22 protein-coding genes are annotated in these 20,997 nt (G+C 71.4%); 9 read left to right on the forward strand and 13 right to left on the reverse strand.

The window, feature by feature from the left end; genetic code table 11:
• Positions 1-93 precede the first annotated feature (93 nt).
• The 6 genes from DVK44_RS03595 to DVK44_RS03620 all read right to left on the reverse strand — a co-directional run bounded on the left by DVK44_RS03595 (position 94) and on the right by DVK44_RS03620 (position 5,598).
• Positions 94-732 carry a GNAT family N-acetyltransferase gene (locus tag DVK44_RS03595; protein ID WP_114658291.1) on the reverse strand — a complete coding sequence of 213 codons (639 nt, stop codon included), beginning with the start codon at positions 730-732 and terminating at the stop codon, positions 94-96.
• A gap of 161 nt (positions 733-893) precedes the next feature.
• Positions 894-1,730: a MetQ/NlpA family ABC transporter substrate-binding protein gene (locus DVK44_RS03600; protein ID WP_114658292.1), complete on the reverse strand. Its 837-nt coding sequence runs from the start codon at positions 1,728-1,730 to the stop codon at positions 894-896.
• A gap of 32 nt (positions 1,731-1,762) precedes the next feature.
• Positions 1,763-2,596 carry a MetQ/NlpA family ABC transporter substrate-binding protein gene (locus tag DVK44_RS03605; RefSeq protein ID WP_114658293.1) on the reverse strand — a complete coding sequence of 278 codons (834 nt, stop codon included), beginning with the start codon at positions 2,594-2,596 and terminating at the stop codon, positions 1,763-1,765.
• Positions 2,597-2,740: 144 nt separating this feature from the next.
• A complete protein-coding gene (locus tag DVK44_RS03610) occupies positions 2,741-3,478 on the reverse strand; it encodes a methionine ABC transporter permease (protein WP_114658294.1) in 738 nt (245 codons plus the stop codon).
• Entirely contained in the window at positions 3,475-4,515 is a 1,041-nt protein-coding gene (locus DVK44_RS03615) for a methionine ABC transporter ATP-binding protein (RefSeq protein WP_114658295.1), read from the reverse strand. The genes DVK44_RS03610 and DVK44_RS03615 overlap by 4 nt, the downstream gene beginning before the upstream one ends.
• 435 nt (positions 4,516-4,950) lie before the next feature.
• The gene (locus DVK44_RS03620) at positions 4,951-5,598 is read right to left on the reverse strand and encodes an HAD family hydrolase (RefSeq protein ID WP_114658296.1); all 648 of its coding nucleotides are present in this window, start codon (positions 5,596-5,598) and stop codon (positions 4,951-4,953) included.
• A 67-nt stretch (positions 5,599-5,665) separates the two neighbouring features.
• On the opposite strand from DVK44_RS03620, the gene DVK44_RS03625 reads away from it, so the two are divergent.
• Together DVK44_RS03625 and DVK44_RS03630 are read left to right on the forward strand one after the other, a co-directional pair.
• Positions 5,666-6,025 (forward strand): hypothetical protein, encoded by a 360-nt coding sequence (locus DVK44_RS03625; protein ID WP_114658297.1) that lies wholly within the window; start codon positions 5,666-5,668, stop codon positions 6,023-6,025.
• Positions 6,026-6,028: 3 nt separating this feature from the next.
• Positions 6,029-6,454 carry a hypothetical protein gene (locus DVK44_RS03630; RefSeq protein WP_114658298.1) on the forward strand — a complete coding sequence of 142 codons (426 nt, stop codon included), beginning with the start codon at positions 6,029-6,031 and terminating at the stop codon, positions 6,452-6,454.
• 98 nt (positions 6,455-6,552) lie between these two features.
• Here the strand turns inward: DVK44_RS03630 and DVK44_RS03635 are convergent, their stop codons facing one another.
• The 3 genes from DVK44_RS03635 to DVK44_RS03645 form a co-directional block, all read right to left on the reverse strand.
• Positions 6,553-7,056, reverse strand: a complete 504-nt coding sequence (locus tag DVK44_RS03635) for a GNAT family N-acetyltransferase (protein ID WP_114658299.1) — start codon at positions 7,054-7,056, stop codon at positions 6,553-6,555.
• Positions 7,057-7,092: 36 nt separating this feature from the next.
• On the reverse strand, positions 7,093-7,692 hold the full coding sequence (locus DVK44_RS03640; RefSeq protein ID WP_228446973.1) for a sigma-70 RNA polymerase sigma factor region 4 domain-containing protein: 600 nt from the start codon (positions 7,690-7,692) through the stop codon (positions 7,093-7,095).
• A 73-nt stretch (positions 7,693-7,765) separates the two neighbouring features.
• Positions 7,766-8,959, reverse strand: coding sequence for a glycerophosphodiester phosphodiesterase (locus DVK44_RS03645; RefSeq protein WP_114658300.1), 1,194 nt, complete (start codon positions 8,957-8,959; stop codon positions 7,766-7,768).
• 204 nt (positions 8,960-9,163) lie between these two features.
• On the opposite strand from DVK44_RS03645, the gene DVK44_RS03650 reads away from it, so the two are divergent.
• A complete protein-coding gene (locus DVK44_RS03650) occupies positions 9,164-9,880 on the forward strand; it encodes a lysophospholipid acyltransferase family protein (protein WP_408055386.1) in 717 nt (238 codons plus the stop codon).
• A 69-nt stretch (positions 9,881-9,949) separates the two neighbouring features.
• Here the strand turns inward: DVK44_RS03650 and DVK44_RS03655 are convergent, their stop codons facing one another.
• Positions 9,950-11,491 carry an MFS transporter gene (locus DVK44_RS03655; protein ID WP_114658302.1) on the reverse strand — a complete coding sequence of 514 codons (1,542 nt, stop codon included), beginning with the start codon at positions 11,489-11,491 and terminating at the stop codon, positions 9,950-9,952.
• Positions 11,491-12,036: a TetR/AcrR family transcriptional regulator gene (locus DVK44_RS03660; RefSeq protein WP_114658303.1), complete on the reverse strand. Its 546-nt coding sequence runs from the start codon at positions 12,034-12,036 to the stop codon at positions 11,491-11,493. The genes DVK44_RS03655 and DVK44_RS03660 overlap by 1 nt, the downstream gene beginning before the upstream one ends.
• Before the next feature lie 70 nt (positions 12,037-12,106).
• Here DVK44_RS03660 and DVK44_RS03665 point away from each other — a divergent pair, with 70 nt between their 5' ends.
• A complete protein-coding gene (locus tag DVK44_RS03665; protein WP_114658304.1) occupies positions 12,107-12,616 on the forward strand; it encodes an HAD domain-containing protein in 510 nt (169 codons plus the stop codon).
• Between the two features lie 23 nt (positions 12,617-12,639).
• Here DVK44_RS03665 and argH read toward each other — a convergent pair whose 3' ends face one another.
• A complete protein-coding gene (gene argH, locus DVK44_RS03670) occupies positions 12,640-14,067 on the reverse strand; it encodes an argininosuccinate lyase (RefSeq protein WP_114658305.1) in 1,428 nt (475 codons plus the stop codon).
• A gap of 83 nt (positions 14,068-14,150) precedes the next feature.
• A complete protein-coding gene (locus tag DVK44_RS03675; RefSeq protein ID WP_114658306.1) occupies positions 14,151-15,344 on the reverse strand; it encodes an argininosuccinate synthase in 1,194 nt (397 codons plus the stop codon).
• A gap of 248 nt (positions 15,345-15,592) precedes the next feature.
• Here DVK44_RS03675 and DVK44_RS03680 point away from each other — a divergent pair, with 248 nt between their 5' ends.
• The 5 genes from DVK44_RS03680 to DVK44_RS03705 all read left to right on the forward strand — a co-directional run bounded on the left by DVK44_RS03680 (position 15,593) and on the right by DVK44_RS03705 (position 20,953).
• Positions 15,593-16,843, forward strand: a complete 1,251-nt coding sequence (locus tag DVK44_RS03680) for a hypothetical protein (RefSeq protein ID WP_114658307.1) — start codon at positions 15,593-15,595, stop codon at positions 16,841-16,843.
• A 225-nt stretch (positions 16,844-17,068) separates the two neighbouring features.
• Entirely contained in the window at positions 17,069-17,752 is a 684-nt protein-coding gene (locus DVK44_RS03690) for a L,D-transpeptidase family protein (RefSeq protein ID WP_269439571.1), read from the forward strand.
• Between the two features lie 119 nt (positions 17,753-17,871).
• Positions 17,872-19,239, forward strand: a complete 1,368-nt coding sequence (locus DVK44_RS03695; protein ID WP_114658308.1) for a ferredoxin reductase family protein — start codon at positions 17,872-17,874, stop codon at positions 19,237-19,239.
• 8 nt (positions 19,240-19,247) lie between these two features.
• Positions 19,248-20,165 (forward strand): FMN-binding protein, encoded by a 918-nt coding sequence (locus DVK44_RS03700; RefSeq protein ID WP_114664871.1) that lies wholly within the window; start codon positions 19,248-19,250, stop codon positions 20,163-20,165.
• On the forward strand, positions 20,165-20,953 hold the full coding sequence (locus DVK44_RS03705) for an FAD:protein FMN transferase (RefSeq protein WP_228446974.1): 789 nt from the start codon (positions 20,165-20,167) through the stop codon (positions 20,951-20,953). The genes DVK44_RS03700 and DVK44_RS03705 overlap by 1 nt, the downstream gene beginning before the upstream one ends.
• The last annotated feature ends 44 nt before the right edge of the window (positions 20,954-20,997 follow it).

A 20,997-nucleotide genomic window follows, 5' to 3' on the forward strand; every position in this document is an offset into this window, starting at 1 on the left:
GCGACGGACGGGTAAGTCCGACGTAACGGCGTCCGTCCCTCGGCGCTTCCCCGCGGACGGGACTTCGGGCGTGTCCGTCCAGGAAAGTGCGGGTCAGTTCCAGTCGGTGAAGGAGGCGTAGCCGCCGGCGTCGGCCATCTGTTCGGCGATGCCTTCGAGGTCCTCGGGCAGCAGGCTCCAGACGATCAGGTCGGTGCGGATGTCGGTCCAGCCGCCGTCCTCGGTCTGGGTGCGCGCTATCCAGGCGTTGCGCAGGACGCCCTCGCTGATGCAGCCGATCTTCTGGGCGACCTGCTGGGAGGCGGTGTTGTCGGCGGCGGTGCGCACTTCGATGCGTTCGAACTTCTGGTCGCGGAAGAGCCATTGGGCGACGGCGAGCGCGGATTCGGTGGCGTAGCCCTCGCCGCGGGCCCAGGGGGCGGTGACGTAGGCGGCCTCGGTGGCGAGCGCGTGCCAGTTGGTGTTGCGCAGCCGGACGACGCCGACGAGGCGCTGGGTGAGGAACTCGGTGACGGCCCAGGCGATGCCGTGGCCGCTGAGCCGTTCGGCGGGGGCGATGGTGTCGACCCATGCCTCGGCGTGCCGCTGGGTGTACGGGTGGGGCACGGGGGTCCAGGCGGTGACCATCTCGTCGTTCATCATCTCGATGTGCGCCGGGATGTCCGCCGCTTCGAAGGGGCGCAGCACCAACCGCTCCGTACTGATGGAGATGTTGGGGAAGGTGCCAGCCATGCGCCGCTCCGTAACCTCGGGATCGTTCGGGCCCGCGCAGTTCCTTCGGGCCTGCTGAACTGCCCAGCATGGCAGTACGCGTGAGCCGGACGTGCCACGGGGTCCGCACCGGGTGAGGGCGCGGACCCCGTACGGTGACAAAGGTGGTCAGCCTGTGCGGGTCAGCCCGAAGTGACCGGCAGGACCGAGCCCTTGTAGGTGTCCTGGATGAACTTCTTGACCTCGGGCGAGGTGAGGAGCTTCACGAGTTTCGCGACGCGCGGGTCGTTCTCGTTCCCCTTCTTGACGGCGAGGACGTTCGCGTAGGGGTTGTTCTTCGGGGACTCCACCAGGATGGCGTCCTTGGCGGGGCTGAGTCCGGCGTCCTGCGCGTAGTTGTTGTTGATGACGGCGGCGTCCACGTCGTCGAGGGAGCGCGGCAGCTGGGCGGGTTCCAGCTCCTTGAACTTCAGCTTCTTGGGGTTGGCCGTGATGTCCGCGGGGGACGCGGTCGTGCCCGCGCCGTCCTTGAGCGTGATGAGGCCCTTGGCGGCGAGGAGTTTGAGGGCCCGGCCCTCGTTGGTGGTCTCGTTGGGTACGGCGACGGTGGCCCCGTCCGCGAGCCGGGCGATGTCGGTGATCTTCTTCGAGTACAGGCCCATGGGCGGCAGATACGCCTGGACGACCGGCACCAGGTCGGTGCCCTTGGAGCTGTTGAACTCGTCGAGGAAGGGCTCGTTCTGGTAGAGGTTCGCGTCGAGCGAGCCCTCCTGGAGCGCGGTGTTCGGCAGGACGTAGTCCGTGAACTCCTTGATCTCCAGCTTGAGTCCCGCCTTCTCGGCGAGGTCCTTCTTGATGTACGAGAGGACCTCGCCGGCCGGCACGGCGGTGGCACCGACGACGAGGGTGTCGCTGTCACCGCCGCCCGCTCCGGAGCCGGAGTCCGAACCGCAGGCGGTCAGGCCGAGGCCGAGGGCCAGGGCGGCGGCTGCCGCCGGGATGACGGACTTGCTGCGCATGGTGGGCCTTTCTCCGGAGTCGGCGGGGTGGGTCAGAAGGACGGGATGACGGAGCCGTCGTACTTGTCCTCGATGAACTTCTTGACCTCGGGCGAGGTGAGGAGCTTGGCGAGCTTCTCGACGCGCGGGTCCTTCTCGTTGCCCTCCTTGACGGCCAGGAAGTTGCCGTAGGGGTTGTCCTTCGGGGACTCCAGGACGAGGGCGTCCTCGGCGGGCTTGAGGTCGGCGGAGATGGCGTAGTTGCCGTTGATCACCGCGGCGTCCACGTCGTCCAGGGAGCGCGGGGTCTGGGCCGCCTCCAGCTCCTTGAACTTGAGGTTCTTGTCGTTCTTCGCGATGTCCTTGATGGTCGCGTCGTTGCCCGCGCCGTCCTTGAGGGTGATGATCCCGTTGGCGGCGAGGAGCTTGAGCGCGCGGGCCTCGTTGACCGTGTCGTTCGGGACGGCGATGGTGGCGCCGCTCTTCAGCTCGTCCACACTCTTGATCTTGCTGGAGTAGAGGCCGAGCGGCTCCAGGTGGACCGTGACGACGGGCACGATGTGGGTGCCGTTCTTCTTGTTGAAGTCGTCGAGGTACGGCTGGTTCTGGAAGTAGTTGGCGCCGACGGAGCCGTCCTCGGTGGCGGTGTTCGGGAGGACGTAGTCGCTGAACTCCTTGACCTCCAGATCGAGTCCGGCCTTCTCCGCCAGGTTCTTCTTGACGAAGTTCAGGATCTCGGCGTGCGGGGTGGGGCTCGCGGCGACGATGAGCGGGCCGCTGCTGTCGGAGGCGGAGCCGGAATCCTTGTCCGAGCCGCAGGCGGTGAGGCCGAAGGTCAGGGCCCCGGCGGCGAGAACGGCTGTGGTGATCTTGGCAGCATTACGCACGAAAAGTGCCTTTCCTGAGGATGTGTCGGCCCAGCGCTCGGCGGGACCCGGCGCGGCGCGCCGTCGTGGAAGGTGTGAGAGGTGGGGGGTGGGGGCGGGGAGGGAGGAGGGAAGAGGTGGGAGGTGTGAGGGGCCGGGCGGCGGTCAGGCCGCCTTGCCGGCGTCCGCCGTGGCCGGCTCCCCGGCCTTGAGCGGCCGGAGCTTCGGCGCCTTCCCGGCGTGTCCGCCGCGTCGGCGCAGCCTGCGGGCGGCGTAGTCCCCGGCGAACTGGATGAGGGAGATGACCACGGCGAGGATCGCCACGGTGATCCACATCATTCCGGTCTCGAACCGCTGGTAGCCGTAGCGGATGGCGATGTCGCCGAGTCCGCCCGCGCCGACGGTGCCCGCCATCGCCGAGTAGCCGATGAGGGCGACGACGGTGGTGGTGGCGGAGGAGATCAGCGAGGGCAGCGATTCCGGTACGAGGACCTTGCGGACGATGGTCCAGGTGCTGCCGCCCATGGACTGCACGGCCTCGACGAGCCCGCCGTCCACTTCGTGGACAGCCGTCTCGACCAGGCGCGCGAAGAACGGGATGGCGCCGACCGCGAGGGGGACGATGGCGGCCTCGCGGCCGATCGTGGTCCCGGTGATCAGCCGGGTGAAGCCCATCAGCGCGACCATCAGGATGATGAAGGGCATCGAGCGGGCGACGTTCACGATCTGCCCGATGATCCGGTTGGTCACGGTGTTCTGGAGCAGTCCGCCGCGGTCGGTGAGGACGAGCAGGATGCCGAGCGGCAGTCCGCCGACGACCGCGATGACGGTGGACCAGCCGACCATGTAGAGCGTGTCCCAACACGCCTGCGTGAGCAGGGGCTGCATCTCGGACCAGGTCACTGGGCACCGTCCTTCACGGGTTCGGGCGCCTGGCCCGGGACTTCGATCTGGAGCCCCTGCTCGCGCAGGAATCCGATCGGCACGACGTTCTCCTCGAAGCGGCCGGGCAGCTCGATGCGCATCCGGCCGATCTGCTTGCCACCGACGGTGTCCATCGCGGCGCCGAGGATCGAGATGTCGATGTTGTAGACGCGCGCGAGCTGTGAGATCACGGGCTGGGTCGCGGCGTCGCCGTGGAAGGTCACATCGACGACGGTGCGGTCGTCGCCGGATGCCTCGCCGCTGACCGGGAAGAGCGCCGCGGCCAGCGCGGAGCCGGGGGTGGCGAGCAGTTCGGCGACCGTGCCCGACTCGACGATCCGGCCCTGCTCCATGAGCGCGGCGGAGTCGCAGATGGTCTTGACGACGTCCATCTCGTGCGTGATGAGCAGCACGGTCAGGCCCAGCTGCCGGTTGAGGTCGCGCAGCAGCTGGAGGATCGAGCGGGTGGTCTCGGGGTCGAGGGCGCTGGTCGCCTCGTCGGAGAGAAGCACCTTGGGGTCGCCGGCCAGGGCGCGGGCGATACCGACGCGCTGCTTCTGGCCGCCGGAGAGCTGGGCGGGGTAGGCCCCGGCCTTGTCGGCGAGGCCGACCAGGTCGAGCAGTTCGAGGGCGCGGCGGGAGCGCTCCTGGCCGGAGATGCCGAGGATCTCCAGCGGGAGTTCGATATTGCCCTTGACCGTGCGCGAGGACAGCAGGTTGAAGTGCTGGAAGACCATGCCGATCGAGCTGCGGGCGCGGCGCAGCTCCTTGCCGGCCCGGCGGCCCCGGCCGGCGAGGGCGGTGAGGTCCTGGCCGGCCACGGTCACCGTGCCCGAGGTGGGGCGTTCGAGGAGGTTGACGCAGCGGATGAGCGAGGACTTCCCGGCGCCGCTCTGTCCGACGACGCCGAAGACCTCGCCCTCGCGGACGTGCAGGTCGACTCCGTCGAGGGCGATGACCTCACGGTCGCGCGCGGCGGACCGGTAGACCTTTGTCAGGCCCGTAGTGGTGATCACAGGGTTTCCGTCACTGTCGAGTGCGCGGCGAGGGGTGTGCCGGGCACGGGGCATTCGTCATGGCCACGTCGCACGCTGATGCGGTGGGTGACCGTGGGCAGCGGTACGCGGGTCGGGCCGGTTCGCGGGCGGCCGGGCGCGGAAGCGCGGCCGGGCCCTCGACGCGTACGGGCCGACGCGACCGCGGGGGCGGCGTCGGGCGGCTCGCTTCGGGGCGCGAGGCTCAGGCGGGGGCCCTCAGCGGGCGCACATTCGACACAGACAACGAGCACCGGGCGTGGTGATCGCCTCGGTCGCGGAAGCGCGGTAGCTCGTCGTGGTCATGGGGTAAGTAAATCAGACATCAGGACCGCCGATCGAGGGTTGTCCATATACCGGGACCATTTGTCGCGGTATATGGACAGGGGCTGGGGTCGCCGGCCTCGGCGGGCGCGTTCAGCCGGCCGTTCGGATCTCCACTCCCCCGGCGGTGACCCGCACCGACAGGGCGGAGAGGTCGGGGACGACCAGATCGGCGAGCAGCTCGGCGCGCTCGTGCGTTGTGGTCAAGGCCACGCTCCTCATTCCGGCCGCGCGCGCCGAGGCCAGCCCCGCCGGGGCGTCCTCGAAGACCACACAGCGGGCCGGGTCCACACCGAGCCGCGCGGCCCCGAGCAGATACGGCTCCGGGTCGGGCTTGCCGCGGGTGATGTCGTCGGCGGTGATCAGCGTCTTGGGCCGGATACCGGCCTCGGCGAGCCGTGCCTCGGCCAGCCGCCGGCCCGCGGAGGTGACCACGGCCCAGCGCTCGGCGGGCAGGGCGGCGAGCAGCTCGGCGGTGCCGGGGAGCAGCTCCACACCGCCCGCGACATCGTCGACCTCCAGCTGCTCGATCCGGGCCACGGCCGCCGCGACCCCGGCGGCGGGCACCAGATCGGCGACTATCTCGGCGGCGGGCCGGCCGTGCAGCCCGACCCGGGCGAAGTCCTCGGGCGTGACGCCGTACTCCTGTGCCCACCGGCTCCAGCAGCGCGTCACCGAGGCCAGGGAGGAGACCAGCGTTCCGTCGTTGTCGAACAGCAGGGCTTCGGCGTGGATCGTCATGTGCACCGACCTTACGGGGACGGGCCCGGCAGAAAACGCGCGGACGGGACCTAATACCCTCGGGGGCATGCTTGTCGCTCTGACGGTCACGCTCTCCGTGGCCGCGCTCGCCCTCGCCGCCTGGTGCGGTCACGCCGCCTACCGCGACCAGGCCACCAAGGACTGGCACTTCATCGGAATGGCCGTCGTGACACTGCTGGCGCTGGTCCAGCTGGTGGTCGGGATCGTGGCGCTGGCCCGGGGCGAGCAGGCGCACGACGGATCGGTGATCTTCGTGTCGTATCTGCTCGGCGCGCTGCTCGCGGTGCCCGCCGCGGGCTTTCTGTCCCTCTCCGAGCGGACCCGCTGGGGCTCCATCACGGTGGCGGCGGGGGCGGTCGTCCTGGCCGTCCTCGAAGTACGGCTCCACGACATCTGGAAGGGCTGACCCATGACGACCGAGGTGCCCGGATCCCGGGATTCCCGGCTGGTCAAGGGGCCGGGCCTGCTGCTGGTCTGGCTGTACGGCGTGATGTCGGTCGGCGCGGTCTCCCGTTCGGCGTACCAGATCGCCACCGAGTTCGACCGCGCGCCGCTGGCCTACACGCTCTCCGCGGTCGCGGCCGTCGTCTACGTGTTCATCACGTACACCGTCGTCCGGGGCGGCGAGACCGCGCGCCGGATCGCGCTGGCGTGCTGCGGCGCCGAGCTGGTGGGGGTGGTGAGCGTCGGTACGTGGACGCTGGTCGAGCCCTCGGCGTTCTCCGACGCGACCGTCTGGTCGACGTACGGGATGGACTACCTCTTCATTCCGGTGCTGCTGCCCGTCACCGGCATCCTGTGGCTGCGGCGGCGGGTGACCGCGCCGGTCCGGTAAGGAGTGCGGGCCCGGGAGGCCGGGCTGTCCGGTGGCGGAATCCCCTGCGCCGTACGGTGGCGTTTACGCCGCCGTGACGCGGGGATTCCGCCCGCACCTCAGGCGCTGGCCGCGTACGCCCCGGCGCCGGCCTGCTTCTCCAGCGTGACGAGGCGCAGCCGCGCCCCCGTCTCCTCGGTCGCCACGGGCGCGTAGCCCCGGCTGCGGTAGAGCCGGAGGTTGCCCTCGTTGCGGTGGCCGGTGAAGAGCTGGAAGCGCTGCGCGGCCGGGTCGTCCGCGAACCGCGCCTCTATGGCGTCGAGGAGCCGCCCGCCGAGGCCGTGCCGGCGGAGCCGGGGATGGACGATGAGTTTGGCGATCCGGGCGGTGCCGGCCGCGTCGACCGAGCCGCGCACCGAGGCCACCACTTCGTCGCCGAGGCGCGCCACCAGGGCGTGCCCGCGGTCGAGTTCGGCCCGTAGGTCGTCGAGGGTCTGTGTCAGCGGCTCGATGGTGTAGTCGCCGTACAGCTCTGCCTCGTTCTGGTAGCACAGGTACTGGAGCTTGAGGATCTGTTCCGCGTCCTGCGCACTCGCCGCTGAGATGGTCACGCTCATGCCCATGTGTGCATGCCTCCCGCTCACTTGTCCGCCGATTGTCTACCGCTCCTTTCCCCCGGGTTCAGGAGCCGCAACCTCGGCCGCGAGCATTCTGCGGAGGCATCCCAGACATCTGGAGCGCAACGGCCCCAAACTCCCCTGTGACATACCCAACTCGCCGGCCATCTCGCGGTAGGTGGGGTCCCTCGGCGAGAGCATCGCGGTCAGGACCAGCGGGCAGCGGCCGGGCGTACGGTCGACCGCCGCGCGCAGGGCGCGGCGCCGGTCGGTGCGCAGCGCGGCGCGTTCGGGGTCGGAGTCCGGTCCGGCGGCGGGTTCGTCGCGGCGGCGCAGCAGCCGCTCCCGGGCGGCGGTACGGCGGGCGCGGCGCGCCTCGGCCCGTACGACGTCCCGGACCCAGCGCGCGGGGTCGCCGGGCGCGCCCGCGGCGGCCGGGCGCTCCAGCAGCCGGAGCCAGACGCCCTGTTCGAGGTCGCCCGGCTCGATCCCGGCCGACGGCGCCTCGGCCGCCGCCTCCGCCCGTACGAGCGGAAGCAGCGCGCTGACGAGGTCGGGCAGCCCGGGCGCTTCAGGGACGTCGGGCGCTGCTGGGGCGTCGGGTACGGGCGGGCGGGACGGGGTGGCGCGTACGGGCGTCATGCCCGGCGGGACGACAGGGACCGCCGGGCGGTTGCTCCCCGGCCGGACAGTCACCCGACCGGGGCACCCGCGCTCAGCGGCTGACGAAGTCCGCGCGGGCCAGCAGCGCGGTGTCCGGGTGGTCGGCGAAGATGCCGTCGATGCCCTGTTCGAAGTACGCGCGGAACGCGCCGAAGGCGTCGCCGTACGCGTTCGGGTCCGTACCGCGCCGGAAGTCGGCGGGCAGGAAGGCGTTCTCGTTGCGCAGGGTGTACGGGTGGAGGACGAGCTTCTTCGCGTGGGCGTCGCGGACCAGCGTGGTGGGCGTGGCGAGCCGGCCGGCCGCGTCCTTCGGGATGATCAGGTCGAGCGTGGGGCCGATGCCCTGCGCGAAGGACGCGATCCACTTCAGGCCCTCGGGGGTGACGAGGTCGGCGACCGTGCGCGGGTCGCCGCTCGCGACGAAGTCCCAGGGCCGGCTGCCGGCGCCGCCGAGCAGGACGACGCGCGGCGAGGAGACCAGCTGGGCCATCCGCCGCATGCTGGTGGGCTCGAAGGACTGGAGGAAGATCGCGGAGTCGGCGCGGTCGCGTCCGTACCGGCGCAGCAGCCTGGCGAAGGGCTCTTCCAGGCCGAGGCCGAGGGAGCGGAAGTAGGTGGGGTGCTTGGTCTCGGTGTAGAGCCAGACGCGGCGGCCCAGCCGGCGGCCCTGCTCGTCCGCCCAGCGCAGCACCTCCTCGAAGGTGGGGATGGTCCAGCGGCCGTCGTAGAGGGTGTTGTGCGGGCGGATGCCGGGGATGCGCTCGGTGGCGCGGAGCGTCTTCAGCTCGGCGAGGGTGAAGTCCTCGGTGAACCAGCCGGTGAGGGCCGTGCCGTCGATGGTTTTGGTGGTCCTGCGGCCGGCGAACTCGGGGTGGTCGGCGACATCCGTGGTGGCGGTGATGTCGTTCTCGTGGCGGCAGACGAGATGGCCGTCCTTGGTGGGTACGAGGTCCTGCTCGATGACATGCGCGCCGAGGTCCAGCGCGTGCTGGTACGAGCCGAGGGTGTGCTCCGGTCGGTAGCCGCTGGCGCCGCGGTGGCCGATGACCGTCGGCACGGGCAGGTCCCGGCGCGCCGGGCCGCCGGCGCCGCGGCCGGTGGCGGCGGTGACGGCGGTCGCGCTGCCGGGAGCGGCCTCCGCGGCCCGCGCCGCCGCGGCGGGCAGTGCCAGTGCGGCGGCCGGGCCGAGCACCGCCGCGCCGAGGACGGTCCGCCGGCCGGGCGTGTTCCGCGCACCCTGTGTCATGAACTCTCCTTGGTCCCGTGGTCCGTTGACATCGCGTGGTTCCTTGATCGGGGCCCGAGCGTAGGCGGCTCCGCCGTCCGTCCGGGAGATCTCCGACGAACGCGGCGGTAACAGAGGTCAACAGCGCGTATCCACTCCGTGAACCCGATGTGCGCCGGCCCCGCGCCGCGAGTACCGTACTCACCTGCGTGGATTTAGTAGGCCATCCAACAACCGCCCGACCATCGCCCCATCGACACGGAGGACCCGTTGTCCCGCTTCGCGCTCATCAAGGCAGTGCTCGCACCGGTCATGCGCTTGATGTTCCGCACCCGAGTGGAGGGCGCCGAGAACATTCCGGGGGACGGTCCGGTGATCCTCGCCGGGAACCATCTGACGTTCATCGACTCGATGATCCTTCCGCTGGTCTGCCACCGTCAGGTGTTCTTCATCGGCAAGGACGAGTACGTCACGGGCAAGGGGCTCAAGGGCAAGTTCATGGCCTGGTTCTTCACCGGCGTCGGCATGATCCCGGTGGACCGCGACGGCGGCCGGGGCGGGGTCGCGGCGCTGATGACGGGCCGCCGGGTGCTGGAGAAGGGGAATGTCTTCGGGATCTACCCGGAGGGCACCCGCTCCCCCGACGGCCGGCTCTACCGGGGCCGTACGGGCATCGCGCGGCTGACGCTGATGACGGGCGCGCCGGTGGTGCCGTTCGCGATGATCGGTACGGACAAGCTCCAGCCGACCGGTGCGGGCATGCCGCGCTTCGGCAAGGTGACGGTCCGGTTCGGCAAGCCGATGGAGTTCTCCCGCTACGAGGGCATGGACCGGGACCGGTATGTGCTGCGCGCGGTGACGGACTCGGTGATGACCGAGGTGATGGGGCTGTCGGGGCAGGAGTACGTGGACATGTACGCCACGAAGGCGAAGGCGGCGTAACACCGCTGACGGGAGCGGGGCGGCGTACCCGGGTGGTATGCCGCCCCGCTCCCGTCGTACGTCTCGCGCTCAATGCTGGACGCCCTCCTCCAGCCGCTGGCCGCGCAGCAGGAACCAGGCCGCGACCGCCGTGGCCAGCAGGACCACCGCGCCGATGCCCGAGGCGAGGCGCAGTCCGTCGACGAACGCGTCCTGGGCCGCCGCCATCAGCTCCGCGCCGCTGTGGCCGGGGAGTCCGGACGCCGCGTCGACGGCGCCGCCGAGGGATTCATGGGCGGCCGCGGCCGCGTCGGCCGGGATGCCGGGCGGGGTGGGGAAGTCCCGGTAGACGCCGGTGACGATCGAGCCGAGCAGCGCGATCCCGAGGGCCGCGCCGAGTTCGTACGCCGTCTCCGAGACCGCGGAGGCGGCGCCGGCCTGTTCCTTGGGGACGCTGGAGAGGATCACATCGGCGGTGACGGTGAAGGAGAAGCCCGCGCCGACGCCGACGGTCAGCAGGACCGCGCCGAGCAGCGGATAGCCGGTCTGCTGGCTGATGCCGGTCAGGACGGCGAGGGACAGCCCGATCGCCCCGAGACCGCCGGCCACCACGGCCCGTACGGAGAACCGGCGCGCGGCCCGCCCGGCGAGCAGCCCGGTCACCACCGCGCCGACCGCGGCGGGCAGTTCGGCGAGACCGGCCTCCAACGGGCCGCGGCCCTGGACCAGTTGCAGATACTGTGACAGGAAGAAGACCAGTCCGGAGAGTCCGAGGATGGTCAGCAGGTCGGCCAGGACCGCGCCGGAGAAGCCCCGGTGGTGGAAGAGCCGTACGTCCAGCAGCGGGGACGGCAGGGTGAGCTGGCGCCGTACGAACCAGTACAGCGCGCCCGCGCCCAGCAGCCCGGTGACGGCGACGTCCCAGCGGACCCCGTGCGCGGCGCCCTCCTTGATCGCGTACACCACGCCGACGATGCCGATGAGGGAGAGCAAGACGCTGACGAGGTCCCAGGGGCCGGGGGCGGGGTCCTTGGACTCGGGCAGGGTCTTGTGTCCGACGATGACCAGCACCGCCATCACGGGCAGGTTGATCAGGAAGACCGAGCCCCACCAGAAGTGCTCCAGCAGGAACCCGCCGACGACCGGGCCGACCGCCGCGCCCGCGGAGGCCGCCGCGCCCCAGATGCCGATGGCGAGACTGCGTTCCCTGGGGTCGTGGAAGAGGTTGCGGATCAGCGCGAGGGTGGCGGGCATCAGGGTCGCGCCCGCGACACCCAGCAGCGCCCGGGCGACGATCATCATCTCGGCGCTGGTCGCGTAGGCGTTGAGCACGGAGAGCCCGCCGAACGCGACGGCGCCCGTCAGCAGGAGCTTCTTGCGGCCGATACGGTCGCCGAGGCTGCCCATGGAGACCAGGAGTCCGGCGATGACGAAGGAGTAGATGTCGCCGATCCAGAGCAGCTGGGTGCCCGACGGCTTGAGGTCCTCGCTGAGGAACGGGGTCGCCAGGCCCAGGACCGTGGCGTCCACGGCCACCAGCAGCACGGCGAGCACCAGCACGGACAGCGCGATCCACCGCCCGGGGCGGGGGGTCTGTTCGCTCTCCGCCGCGGTCCGGTAGGTGCTGGTCATCACTTCACACTCCGGTGTACTCCGCCGAGCAGCAACTCGACGATCATGTGCTGGAAGTCCTTGCGGGCGACCCGGCCGTCCTGGATCGACCAGGAGGCGGAGCTGATCAGCCCGTAGAGGGCGTCGGTGAGCCAGACATGGCTGAGGTCGATACGGAAGACGCCCTCCTCCTGGCCACGCTGGAAGAGCGCGGAGAAGCGGGCGTCGATCCGGGCCCAGCCGTCGTAGACCTCGCCCTCGAAGAGCTGGTTCTCGGTGAGCAGGAAGCTGAGCAGCCCGGCGGCGGGCTCCACACACGCGACGAGCCGCCGCAGCGCCTCGTCCGCCGAGCCCTCGTCGAGCCGGGCGGCGTCCAGCGCGGTCTCCATCTCCTGGATGCCGAGCCTCTCCAGCGCCCTGATCAGCGCCTCCCGCCCGGCGAAGTGCCGGTGCAACGTCGCCCGCCCCATCCCGGCGGCCCGCGCGACCTCGTCCATCGTCGCGGTGGGCCTACGGGTGAGCAGCGCGGCGGCGGTGCGCAGTATCTGTTCACGGTCGAGCGTCATGAGCCGACCATAACCCAAATGAGACATCAATGTCTCATCCCATACGAGCCCGCTTCCCTCAGGAGCCCTGGTGAAACCCCTTCTCCTCATCGACGTCGACGGCCCGCTCAACCCGTACGAGGCCCTGTCCTCGGTCCACCCGCCGGCCGGCTACGCGCGGCACCTGATGCGGCCGGCGGCCTGGACCGGGCCGGGGCCCCTGCCCGTACTCCTGGCTCCGGCGCACGGCGCCGCGCTGCGCGCGCTCAGCCGCCGGTACGACCTGGTCTGGGCGACCACCTGGGAGGCCGACGCCAACGTGTGGATCGGGCCCCGGCTCGGACTGCCGGAGCTGCCCTGCATCGCCTGGCCCCCGATACGCGAAAAGGCCCCTCGCGGGACCTTCTGGAAGACGCGGTACGTCCTGGAGTACGCGGCCGGGCGGCCGTTCGCGTGGGTCGACGACGAGATCACCGCGCACGACCGCGAGTGGGTCGCCCAACGGCATCTCGCCGCCGCCCACTTGGTGCGGGTCGATCCCGGGACCGGGTTGGTCCGGCGGGACTTCGACGCGCTCGCGCGGTGGGCGGCGGCGCTGTAGCCGTGGGGGTGCGTCCGGGGACGTTACTTCTTGGCGTCGGCCCAGGCGTGCTGTATCACCAGGTCGGCCTTGACCTCGGAGAGCTGGACGGCGACGGCGGAGGGGGCGGTGCCGCCGCGGCCGTTGCGGGAGGCCAGGGCTCCGGGGACGTTGAGGACCGAGCGGACGTCGGGGGTGAGGTGCGCGGAGATCTTGGCGAACTGCGCGTCCGTCAGCTCGTTCAGCTCGATGCCGAGCGCCTCGCACTCCTTGACGCACTCGCCCGCGACCTCGTGCGCGACCCGGAACGGCACCCCCTGCCGGACCAGCCACTCGGCGATGTCCGTGGCGAGCGAGAAGCCGGCCGGGGCCAGCGCCTCCATGCGCTCGCGGTGGACGGTGAGGGTCGCCATCATGCCGGTGAAGGCGGGCAGCAGGACCTCCAGCTGGTCGCAGGAGTCGAAGACCGGCTCCTTGTCCTCCTGGAGGTCGCGGTTGTACGCGAGCGGCAGCGCCTTCAGCGTGGCCAGCAGCCCGGTCAGATTGCCGATCAGCCGGCCGGACTTGCCGCGCGCCAGCTCCGCGATGTCCGGGTTCTTCTTCTGCGGCATGATCGACGAGCCGGTGGAGAACGCGTCGTGGAGGGTGACGAAGGAGAACTCCTTCGTGTTCCAGAGGATGATCTCCTCCGCGATCCGCGACAGGTTGACGCCGATCATCGCCGTGACGAAGGCGAACTCCGCGACGAAGTCGCGCGAGGCCGTGCCGTCGATGGAGTTGCCCACCGAGCCGCGCTCGAAGCCGAGGTCCGCGGCGACCGCCTCCGGGTCGAGACCGAGCGAGGACCCGGCCAGCGCCCCGGAGCCGTACGGCGAGACCGCGGTGCGCTTGTCCCACTGCCGCAGCCGCTCGGCGTCCCGGGAGAGCGACTGGACGTGCGCCAGCGTGTGGTGGGCGAAGAGCACGGGCTGCGCGTGCTGGAGGTGCGTACGGCCCGGCATGGCGACGTCCGCGTGCGCCTCGGCGAGGCCGACCAGCGCGTCCTGGAGGTCGGCGATCAGACCGCCGATGATCCGGGCGTGGTCACGCAGATACATCCGGAAGAGCGTGGCGACCTGGTCGTTGCGGGACCGGCCGGCCCGCAGCTTGCCACCGAGGTCGGCGCCGAGCCGCTCCAGCAGCCCGCGCTCCAGCGCCGTGTGGACGTCCTCGTCCGCGACCGTACCCACGAAGGAGCCGTCGGCGACATCCGCCTCCAGCCGGTCGAGCCCGGCCAGCATGCGGGTCAGTTCGTCGGCGGTGAGCAGCCCCGCCTTGTGCAGCACCCGCGCGTGCGCGCGGGAGCCGGCGATGTCGTACGGCGCGAGCCGCCAGTCGAAGTGGACCGAGGCCGAGAGGGCCGCCAGCGCGTCCGACGGGCCGTCGGCGAACCGGCCGCCCCACAGCCGGACATCACCGTTGTTGCTGCTCACTGCTGCTCCTTGGAGAGGTCGGGGACATGCGACCGCCTCCCCGCCGTGCGGGACGGGGAGGCGGACTGTCGAACGAGTGGGGATCAGCTGAGGTCACGCCGGGCGGCGATCTTGGCCGAGAGGCCGAAGATCTCGATGAAGCCCTGCGCCTTGGACTGGTCGAAGGTGTCGCCCGAGTCGTACGTGGCGAGGTTGAAGTCGTACAGCGACTGCTCGGACTTCCGGCCGGTGACAACGGCCCGGCCGCCGTGCAGGGTCATCCGGATGTCGCCGGTGACGTGCTGGTTGGCCTCGTTGATGAAGCCGTCCAGGGCCCGCTTGAGCGGCGAGAACCACAGGCCGTCGTAGACGATCTCGCCCCAGCGCTGCTCGACCTGCCGCTTGTAGCGGGCCAGCTCGCGCTCGACCGTGACGTTCTCCAGCTCCTGGTGCGCGGTGATCAGCGCGATGGCGCCGGGCGCCTCGTAGATCTCGCGGGACTTGATGCCGACGAGCCGGTCCTCGACCATGTCGATCCGGCCGATGCCCTGGGCGCCAGCCCGCTCGTTGAGCTGCTGGATCGCCTGGAGGACGGTGACAGGCCTGCCGTCGATGGCGACCGGGACGCCGGCCTCGAAGGAGATGACGACCTCGTCGGCCTCGCGCGGGGTGGCGGGGTTGGAGGTGTACTCGTACACGTCCTCGATCGGGCCGTTCCAGATGTCCTCCAGGAAGCCCGTCTCGACGGCGCGCCCGAAGACGTTCTGGTCGATGGAGTACGGGGACTTCTTGGTGGTCGCGATCGGGAGGTTCTTCTCCTCGCAGAAGGCGATCGCCTTGTCGCGGGTCATCGCGTAGTCACGGACCGGGGCGATGCACTTCAGGTCGGGGCCGAGCGCGGTGATACCGGCCTCGAAGCGCACCTGGTCGTTGCCCTTGCCCGTGCAGCCGTGGGCGACGATGCCGGCGCCGTGCTTCTGCGCGGCGGCGACGAGGTGCTTGACGATCGTCGGCCGGGAGAGGGCGGAGACCAGGGGGTAACGGTCCATGTAGAGGGCGTTGGCCTTGATCGCGGGGAGGCAGTACTCCTCGGCGAACTCGTCCTTGGCGTCCGCGACCTCGGCCTCGACGGCACCGCAGGCGAGCGCGCGCTTGCGGATGACGTCCAGGTCCTCGCCGCCCTGGCCGACGTCCACGGCAACGGCGATGACCTCGGCGCCCGTCTCCTCGGCGATCCAGCCGATGGCGACGGAGGTGTCCAGGCCGCCCGAATAGGCGAGTACGACGCGCTCGGTCACGGGTTTCTCCTTACGATGCATTCGCTGATGAGCATAACTATGCACCCCTCCGTATGATTCGTCAATCCAGCCGGAACTTGATCTTCCAAAAGATGTTTAAGAGATGTTGGGAAAACATTGAACGCGGGGCCCAGCCGCCTCGTACCCCTCACCGAACGCAGGCGCCGCGTTGATCACCCGAGGAGCACCGCCCGGTCACCACCGGGCGGATCCTCTCCCACCTTCTTGAATCCGAGTGAGGTTTCCGCATGTCCAGGGGTCTTGCGAAGTACAACAAGCGCCGTGTCCTCATCGCGGGCGGTGCCGCTGCGGTCGTCCTGTCCGGAGCCGTGATCGCGACCAACGCGATGGCAGGCGAGGAGTCCAACGGGACGAATGCGGCCACGCTCGGCACGGTGAACTGCCCCGCGGTCGCGCCGGCCCTGCCCGCCGCGATCCCCGCCTCGGCCCAGGCCGAGGTGGACCAGAACCTCACCCTGCTCAACACCCAGATCGCCGAGGCGAACCAGCGCCTCGCCACCTCGGTCGGCCAGGGCGGTCCCAACTTCGCGCAGAACGCGATCGTCGGCCCGCTGAAGGACAAGCGCGTCGCCACGATCAACCGCATCGCCACCGCCATCGGCCGTACCGCCGCGAAGCCCGAACTGGCCGTCGACGCCCTCGCCACCTGCACCCTGAACGCGGGAGGCGCGGCCAACCAGCCGGCCGCGGGCTCCCAGACGCCCGCCGCGGGCAACGCCGGGAACGCCGGCAACGGCAACACGGGCAACAGCACCAACGCCGCCGGTACGGTCAACTGCCCCGCGGTCGCGCCGGCCCTGCCCGCGATCCCCGCCTCCGCGCAGGCCGAGGTGGACCAGAACCTCACCCTGCTCAACACCCAGATCGCCGAGGCCAACCAGCGCCTGATCAACACGGTCGGCCAGGGCGGCGCCAACTTCGTCCAGAACGCGATCCTCGGCCCGCTGAAGGACAAGCGCGTCGCGACCATCAACCGCATGGCCACCGCCATCGGCCGCGCCGCCGCCCGGCCCGAGCTGCCGGTCGACGCCCTCGCCACCTGCACCCTGAACGCGGGAGGCGCGGCCGAGCAGCCCGCCTCCGCCGCTCCGGTCACCGGCAACAACGGCAACGCGGGGAACGCCGGGAACAACGGCAACGCCGGTAACGCGGGCAACGGCAACAACGCCAACGCCGGCGCGGCCGGTACGGTCAACTGCCCCGCCGTCGCCCCGAGCCTGCCCGCGATCCCCGCCTCCGCGCAGGCCGAGATCGACCGGAACCTCGCCCTCCTCGACACCCAGATCGCCGAGGCCAACCAGCGCCTGATCAACACCGTCGGCCAGGGCGGCCCGAACTTCGTCCAGAACGCGATCCTCGGCCCGCTGAAGGACAAGCGCGTCGCCACCATCAACCGCATGGCCACCGCCATCGGCCGCACCGCCGCCAAGCCCGAGCTGCCGGTCGACACCCTCGCCACCTGCACCCTGAACAGCTGAACCACCACGGGCCGCTGAGCGGCTGAGCCACCCGCGCAAGGGGGCCGTCTCCGGAGCTTCTCCGGGGACGGCCCCCTTCGCGCACCCGAATGCCGCGCCCGAATGCCGTGCGCCCGGCGGCCCTGTTCCTTGCCGCCGCCCGTACGGACCGATCTCGCCGCGTTCGGCGCAGCGCGCGGGGCCGCCGGGAGGCCGCCGCCGGAAACGGCGCTTACGGTCCGGACCATGCGCACCGCTCTCGCCTTCGCCGCCGCCCTGCTGACCCTCGCCACCGCCGCCACCTCCACCGCCGCTGCCACCACCGCCGTCACCGCCGCCGAGGACACCGAGTACACCCAGCTGATCACCGCCGAGGCCCCCGCCACCACGTCCACCACCGGCGTGCTGACCTGGTGGGACCGGCGCGACGGCGGCTGGGTGGCGGTGGGCTCGGCGCCCGCCCGGTTCGGTGCGGGCGGGCTCGTGGACGGCCCGTCCCGTGTCCAGGGCACCTCCACCACCCCGACCGGGGTGTACGACCTGCCGTACGCGTTCGGCATCGAGCCGAGGCCCGCCGGGACGCGCTACGGCTACCGCCCGGTGACCGGCGCGTCCTGGTGGTGCCAGGACAACGCGTCGCGCTCGTACAACCGCTGGGTGGAGGGCCTGCCCAAGGACTGCCGGGCGGCCGAGGCCGAGCGGCTCGCCGACTATCCGGGGCAGTACGACTTCGGTCTGGTGATCGGCTTCAACTACCGGCAGCCGGTGCGCGGCCGGGGCGCCGGGATCTTCCTTCATGTCAACGGCCGGGGCGCGACCGCCGGTTGTGTCTCCGTATCGGCCGACGCGATGCGCGCCGTGCTGGCCTGGGCGGACCCGGAGCGGCACCCGCGGATCGCGATCTCGGTGGGAGACACCGCCCTGGGCTGATCAGCGCCCCTCCCTCCGTTCCCGGACGAACCACGGATATGGCCCGCATTTGAACCCGCGAGCACTCAAATCCGTATCGCCGGGCACGGAGGAAGAGTTGAGGTGCGGTTCCCGTGGCGATGATGCACAACGGCAGGGCGGCCAGAAGGCAGACCCTGCGCGCGATACGCCCGCAGCGGTCGGGCGCGCTGCCCCTGCTGGTGGCGTGCTGGGCAGGAGCGGCGGCCGTCATGGCGCTGTGGTGGGAGAACACCGCGGTCGTCCATATGGACCTGGCGGAGTGGCTGACCGGGGCGGGCCGGCTGACCGGCCTGCTCGCGGGCTACGGCATCGCCATCGTGGTGCTGCTGATGGCGCGGGTGCCCGCGCTGGAACGGCGGGTGGGCTCCGACCGGGTGGCGCGGTGGCACGCGATGAGCGGACGGTACGCGATCAGCCTGATGATCGCGCACGCGCTGCTGATCACCGGGGGGTACGCGACCCAGGCGAACTCGGGGTTCCTGCCCCAGCTCATCGATGTCGTGACCGACTTCCCCCGGATGATCGAGGCGACGATCGGCACCGTGCTCTTCCTGGTGATCGGCTTCGTCTCGGCGGGGATGGTGCGGCGGAAGCTGTCGTACGAGACCTGGTACTACCTGCATCTGCTGACCTATGTCGCGGTCTATCTGACGTTCTGGCACCAGCTCGCCACCGGTACCGAGTTCGTCGCCAACGCGGCGGCCCGCACGGCCTGGTACGTGCTGTACGGCGGGGCGGGCGCGCTGCTGGTCTGGTACCGGATGCTGACGCCGATCCGGCTGAACCTGCGCCACCGGATGCGGGTCGAGTCGACCGTGCACGAGGCGCCGGGAGTCGTCTCCGTACTGATCACGGGACGCCGGCTGCACCGGCTGGGCGCGGAGCCCGGTCAGTTCTTCCGCTGGCGGTTCCTCACCGACGGGCTCCGCTGGAGTTCCAACCCGTACTCCCTGTCGGCGCCGCCCCGGCCCGATCTGCTGCGGATCACCGTCAAGGCGAACGGCGAGCACAGCGAGGCCCTGTCCCGTCTTGAGCCCGGCACCCCGGTCTGGGCCGAGGGGCCGTACGGCGCGATGACGGCGGCCCGGCGCAGTCAGGAGAAGGTGCTGATGATCGCGGGCGGGGCCGGTATCACCCCGATGCGGGCGCTGTTCGAGACGCTGCCCGGGGAGCCGGGCGATCTGACGCTGCTCTACCGGGCCAACAAGACCGAGGATCTGGCGCTCTGGCGCGAGCTGCGCGAGATCGCCTCGGCGCGCGGGGCACGGCTGCTGTACGCGGTCAACGGCCCGGACGGGGTGCGCCCCGAGATCACCCCGGAGCGGCTGCGCGAGCTGCTCCCGGACATCGGCGAGCACGACGTCTACGTCTGCGGGCCGACCGGGCTGGCCCGCCAGTCGTACGAGGCGCTGCGCGAGGCGGGCGTGCCGACGCGCCATATCCACCACGAGTCCTTCGAGATGTGAGGCAGACGATGAAGAGGAAGCACCCGCTGCGGCGGATCATGATCGGTGTCGCCGCGACCGCGTCGGGCGTCGTTCTGCTGCTCGCCCTGAAGCAGCCCGGCGGCACTCCGCTGGCCGGGGCCGGGACCGGGACACAGGCCGGTACGGGGGTCGCCGCCGCGGTGGGCGGCGCGGCCGGCGCGACGGGCGGCCAGACCGTGCTGGGGAACGCGGTGGACACGCAGTACGGCCCGGTGCAGGTGCAGATCACCCTGGAGGGCGGGAAGATCATCAAGGCGGAGGCGGTGCAGGCGCCGAACTCCGACGCCCGCAGCCAGTCCGTCACAGCGGACGCGGTGCCCAAGCTGAACCAGGCGGCGGTGGCCGCGCAGAGCGCCCAGGTCGACACCGTCTCCGGCGCCAGCTACACCAGCAAGGGCTACCAGGAATCGCTCCAGAGCGCCCTGGACAAGGCCGGCACGGGCGGTGGCGCGGATACGGAGACGCCGCCCGCGCAGGGCGACGGCGCGAACGGGGACGCGACCGGGGGCGCGGAGGCGGGAGCCGACGCGGACGCGGGAGCGGGCGCGGGCACCGACGCCGGTGGCGCGACCGGCGGTTCGACGGGCGACGCGTCGGGCGACGCCCCGGCGACCCCGCCGGAGACCGGCCCGCGGACGGTGCTGGGGAACGCCGTGAACACGCAGTACGGCACCGTGCAGGTGCAGATCACGGTGGAGGGCGGCCGGATCACCAAGGCGGACGCGGTCCAGGCGCCGAACGGCGACGCCCGCAGCCAGTCCGTCTCCGCCGACGCGGTGCCCAAGCTGAACCAGGCCGCCGTGACCGCGCAGAGCGCCCAGGTCGACACCGTCTCCGGCGCCAGCTACACCAGCAAGGGCTATCAGGAATCGCTCCAGAGCGCCCTGGACAAGGCGGGCAACTGATGGCGCCGGAGGCCGTGGACCGGCTGCGCCATGTCGAGGAGTCGATGGGCACGGTCTTCTCGTTCGACATCCGCGGGATACGGGACGAGGCCCGGGTGCACGCCGGGCTCCAGGCGGCCGTGGCCTCCCTGCACCGCGCGGACGAGGTCTTCTCCACCTTCCGGCCCGACAGCCAGATCATGCGGCTGGGCCGGGGGGAGCTGGCCCTCTCCGACTGTGTGACCGAGGTGCCCGAGGTGCTGGACCTGTGCGCGGCGGCGGAGCGGGAGAGCGACGGGTGGTTCACCACCGGGTACGCGGGCGGGCTGGACCCGACGGGCCTGGTCAAGGGCTGGGCGGTGGAGCGGGCCGTCCGGATGATCACCTCGTCCGGCGCGTCCTCGGTCTGCCTCAACGGCGGCGGTGACATCCAGCTGACCGGCGGCCCCTGGCGGGTGGGCATCGCCGATCCGCTGAACCCCGGCGCCCTGGCCCTGGTCGTGGAGAGCCTCGACGGCGGTCTGGGCGTGGCCACCTCGGGCCCGGCCGAGCGCGGCTGCCACATCGTCGACCCGCACACCGGCGAGGCACCGGCCGACGGGCTCGCCTCCGTCACCGTCGTCTGCGGAGCGGGCCTGACCACGGCGGACGTACGGGCGACGGCCGCGTACGCGATGGGCGGGCAGGCCCGGGACTGGCTGGAGTCCCTGCCGGACACGGAGGGCTTCGCGATCGCCACCGACGGCACCACCTGGACGACAAGCGGCTTCCACCGCCACACGGCGACGACGACGGGTGCGCGCGCGTAGCGGTTCGGGCGGCGGCACGTACCGTACGTACGCGGCGCCGTTGC

The sequence above is a fragment of the Streptomyces paludis genome (assembly GCF_003344965.1).
GTDB lineage: Bacteria > Actinomycetota > Actinomycetes > Streptomycetales > Streptomycetaceae > Streptomyces > Streptomyces paludis.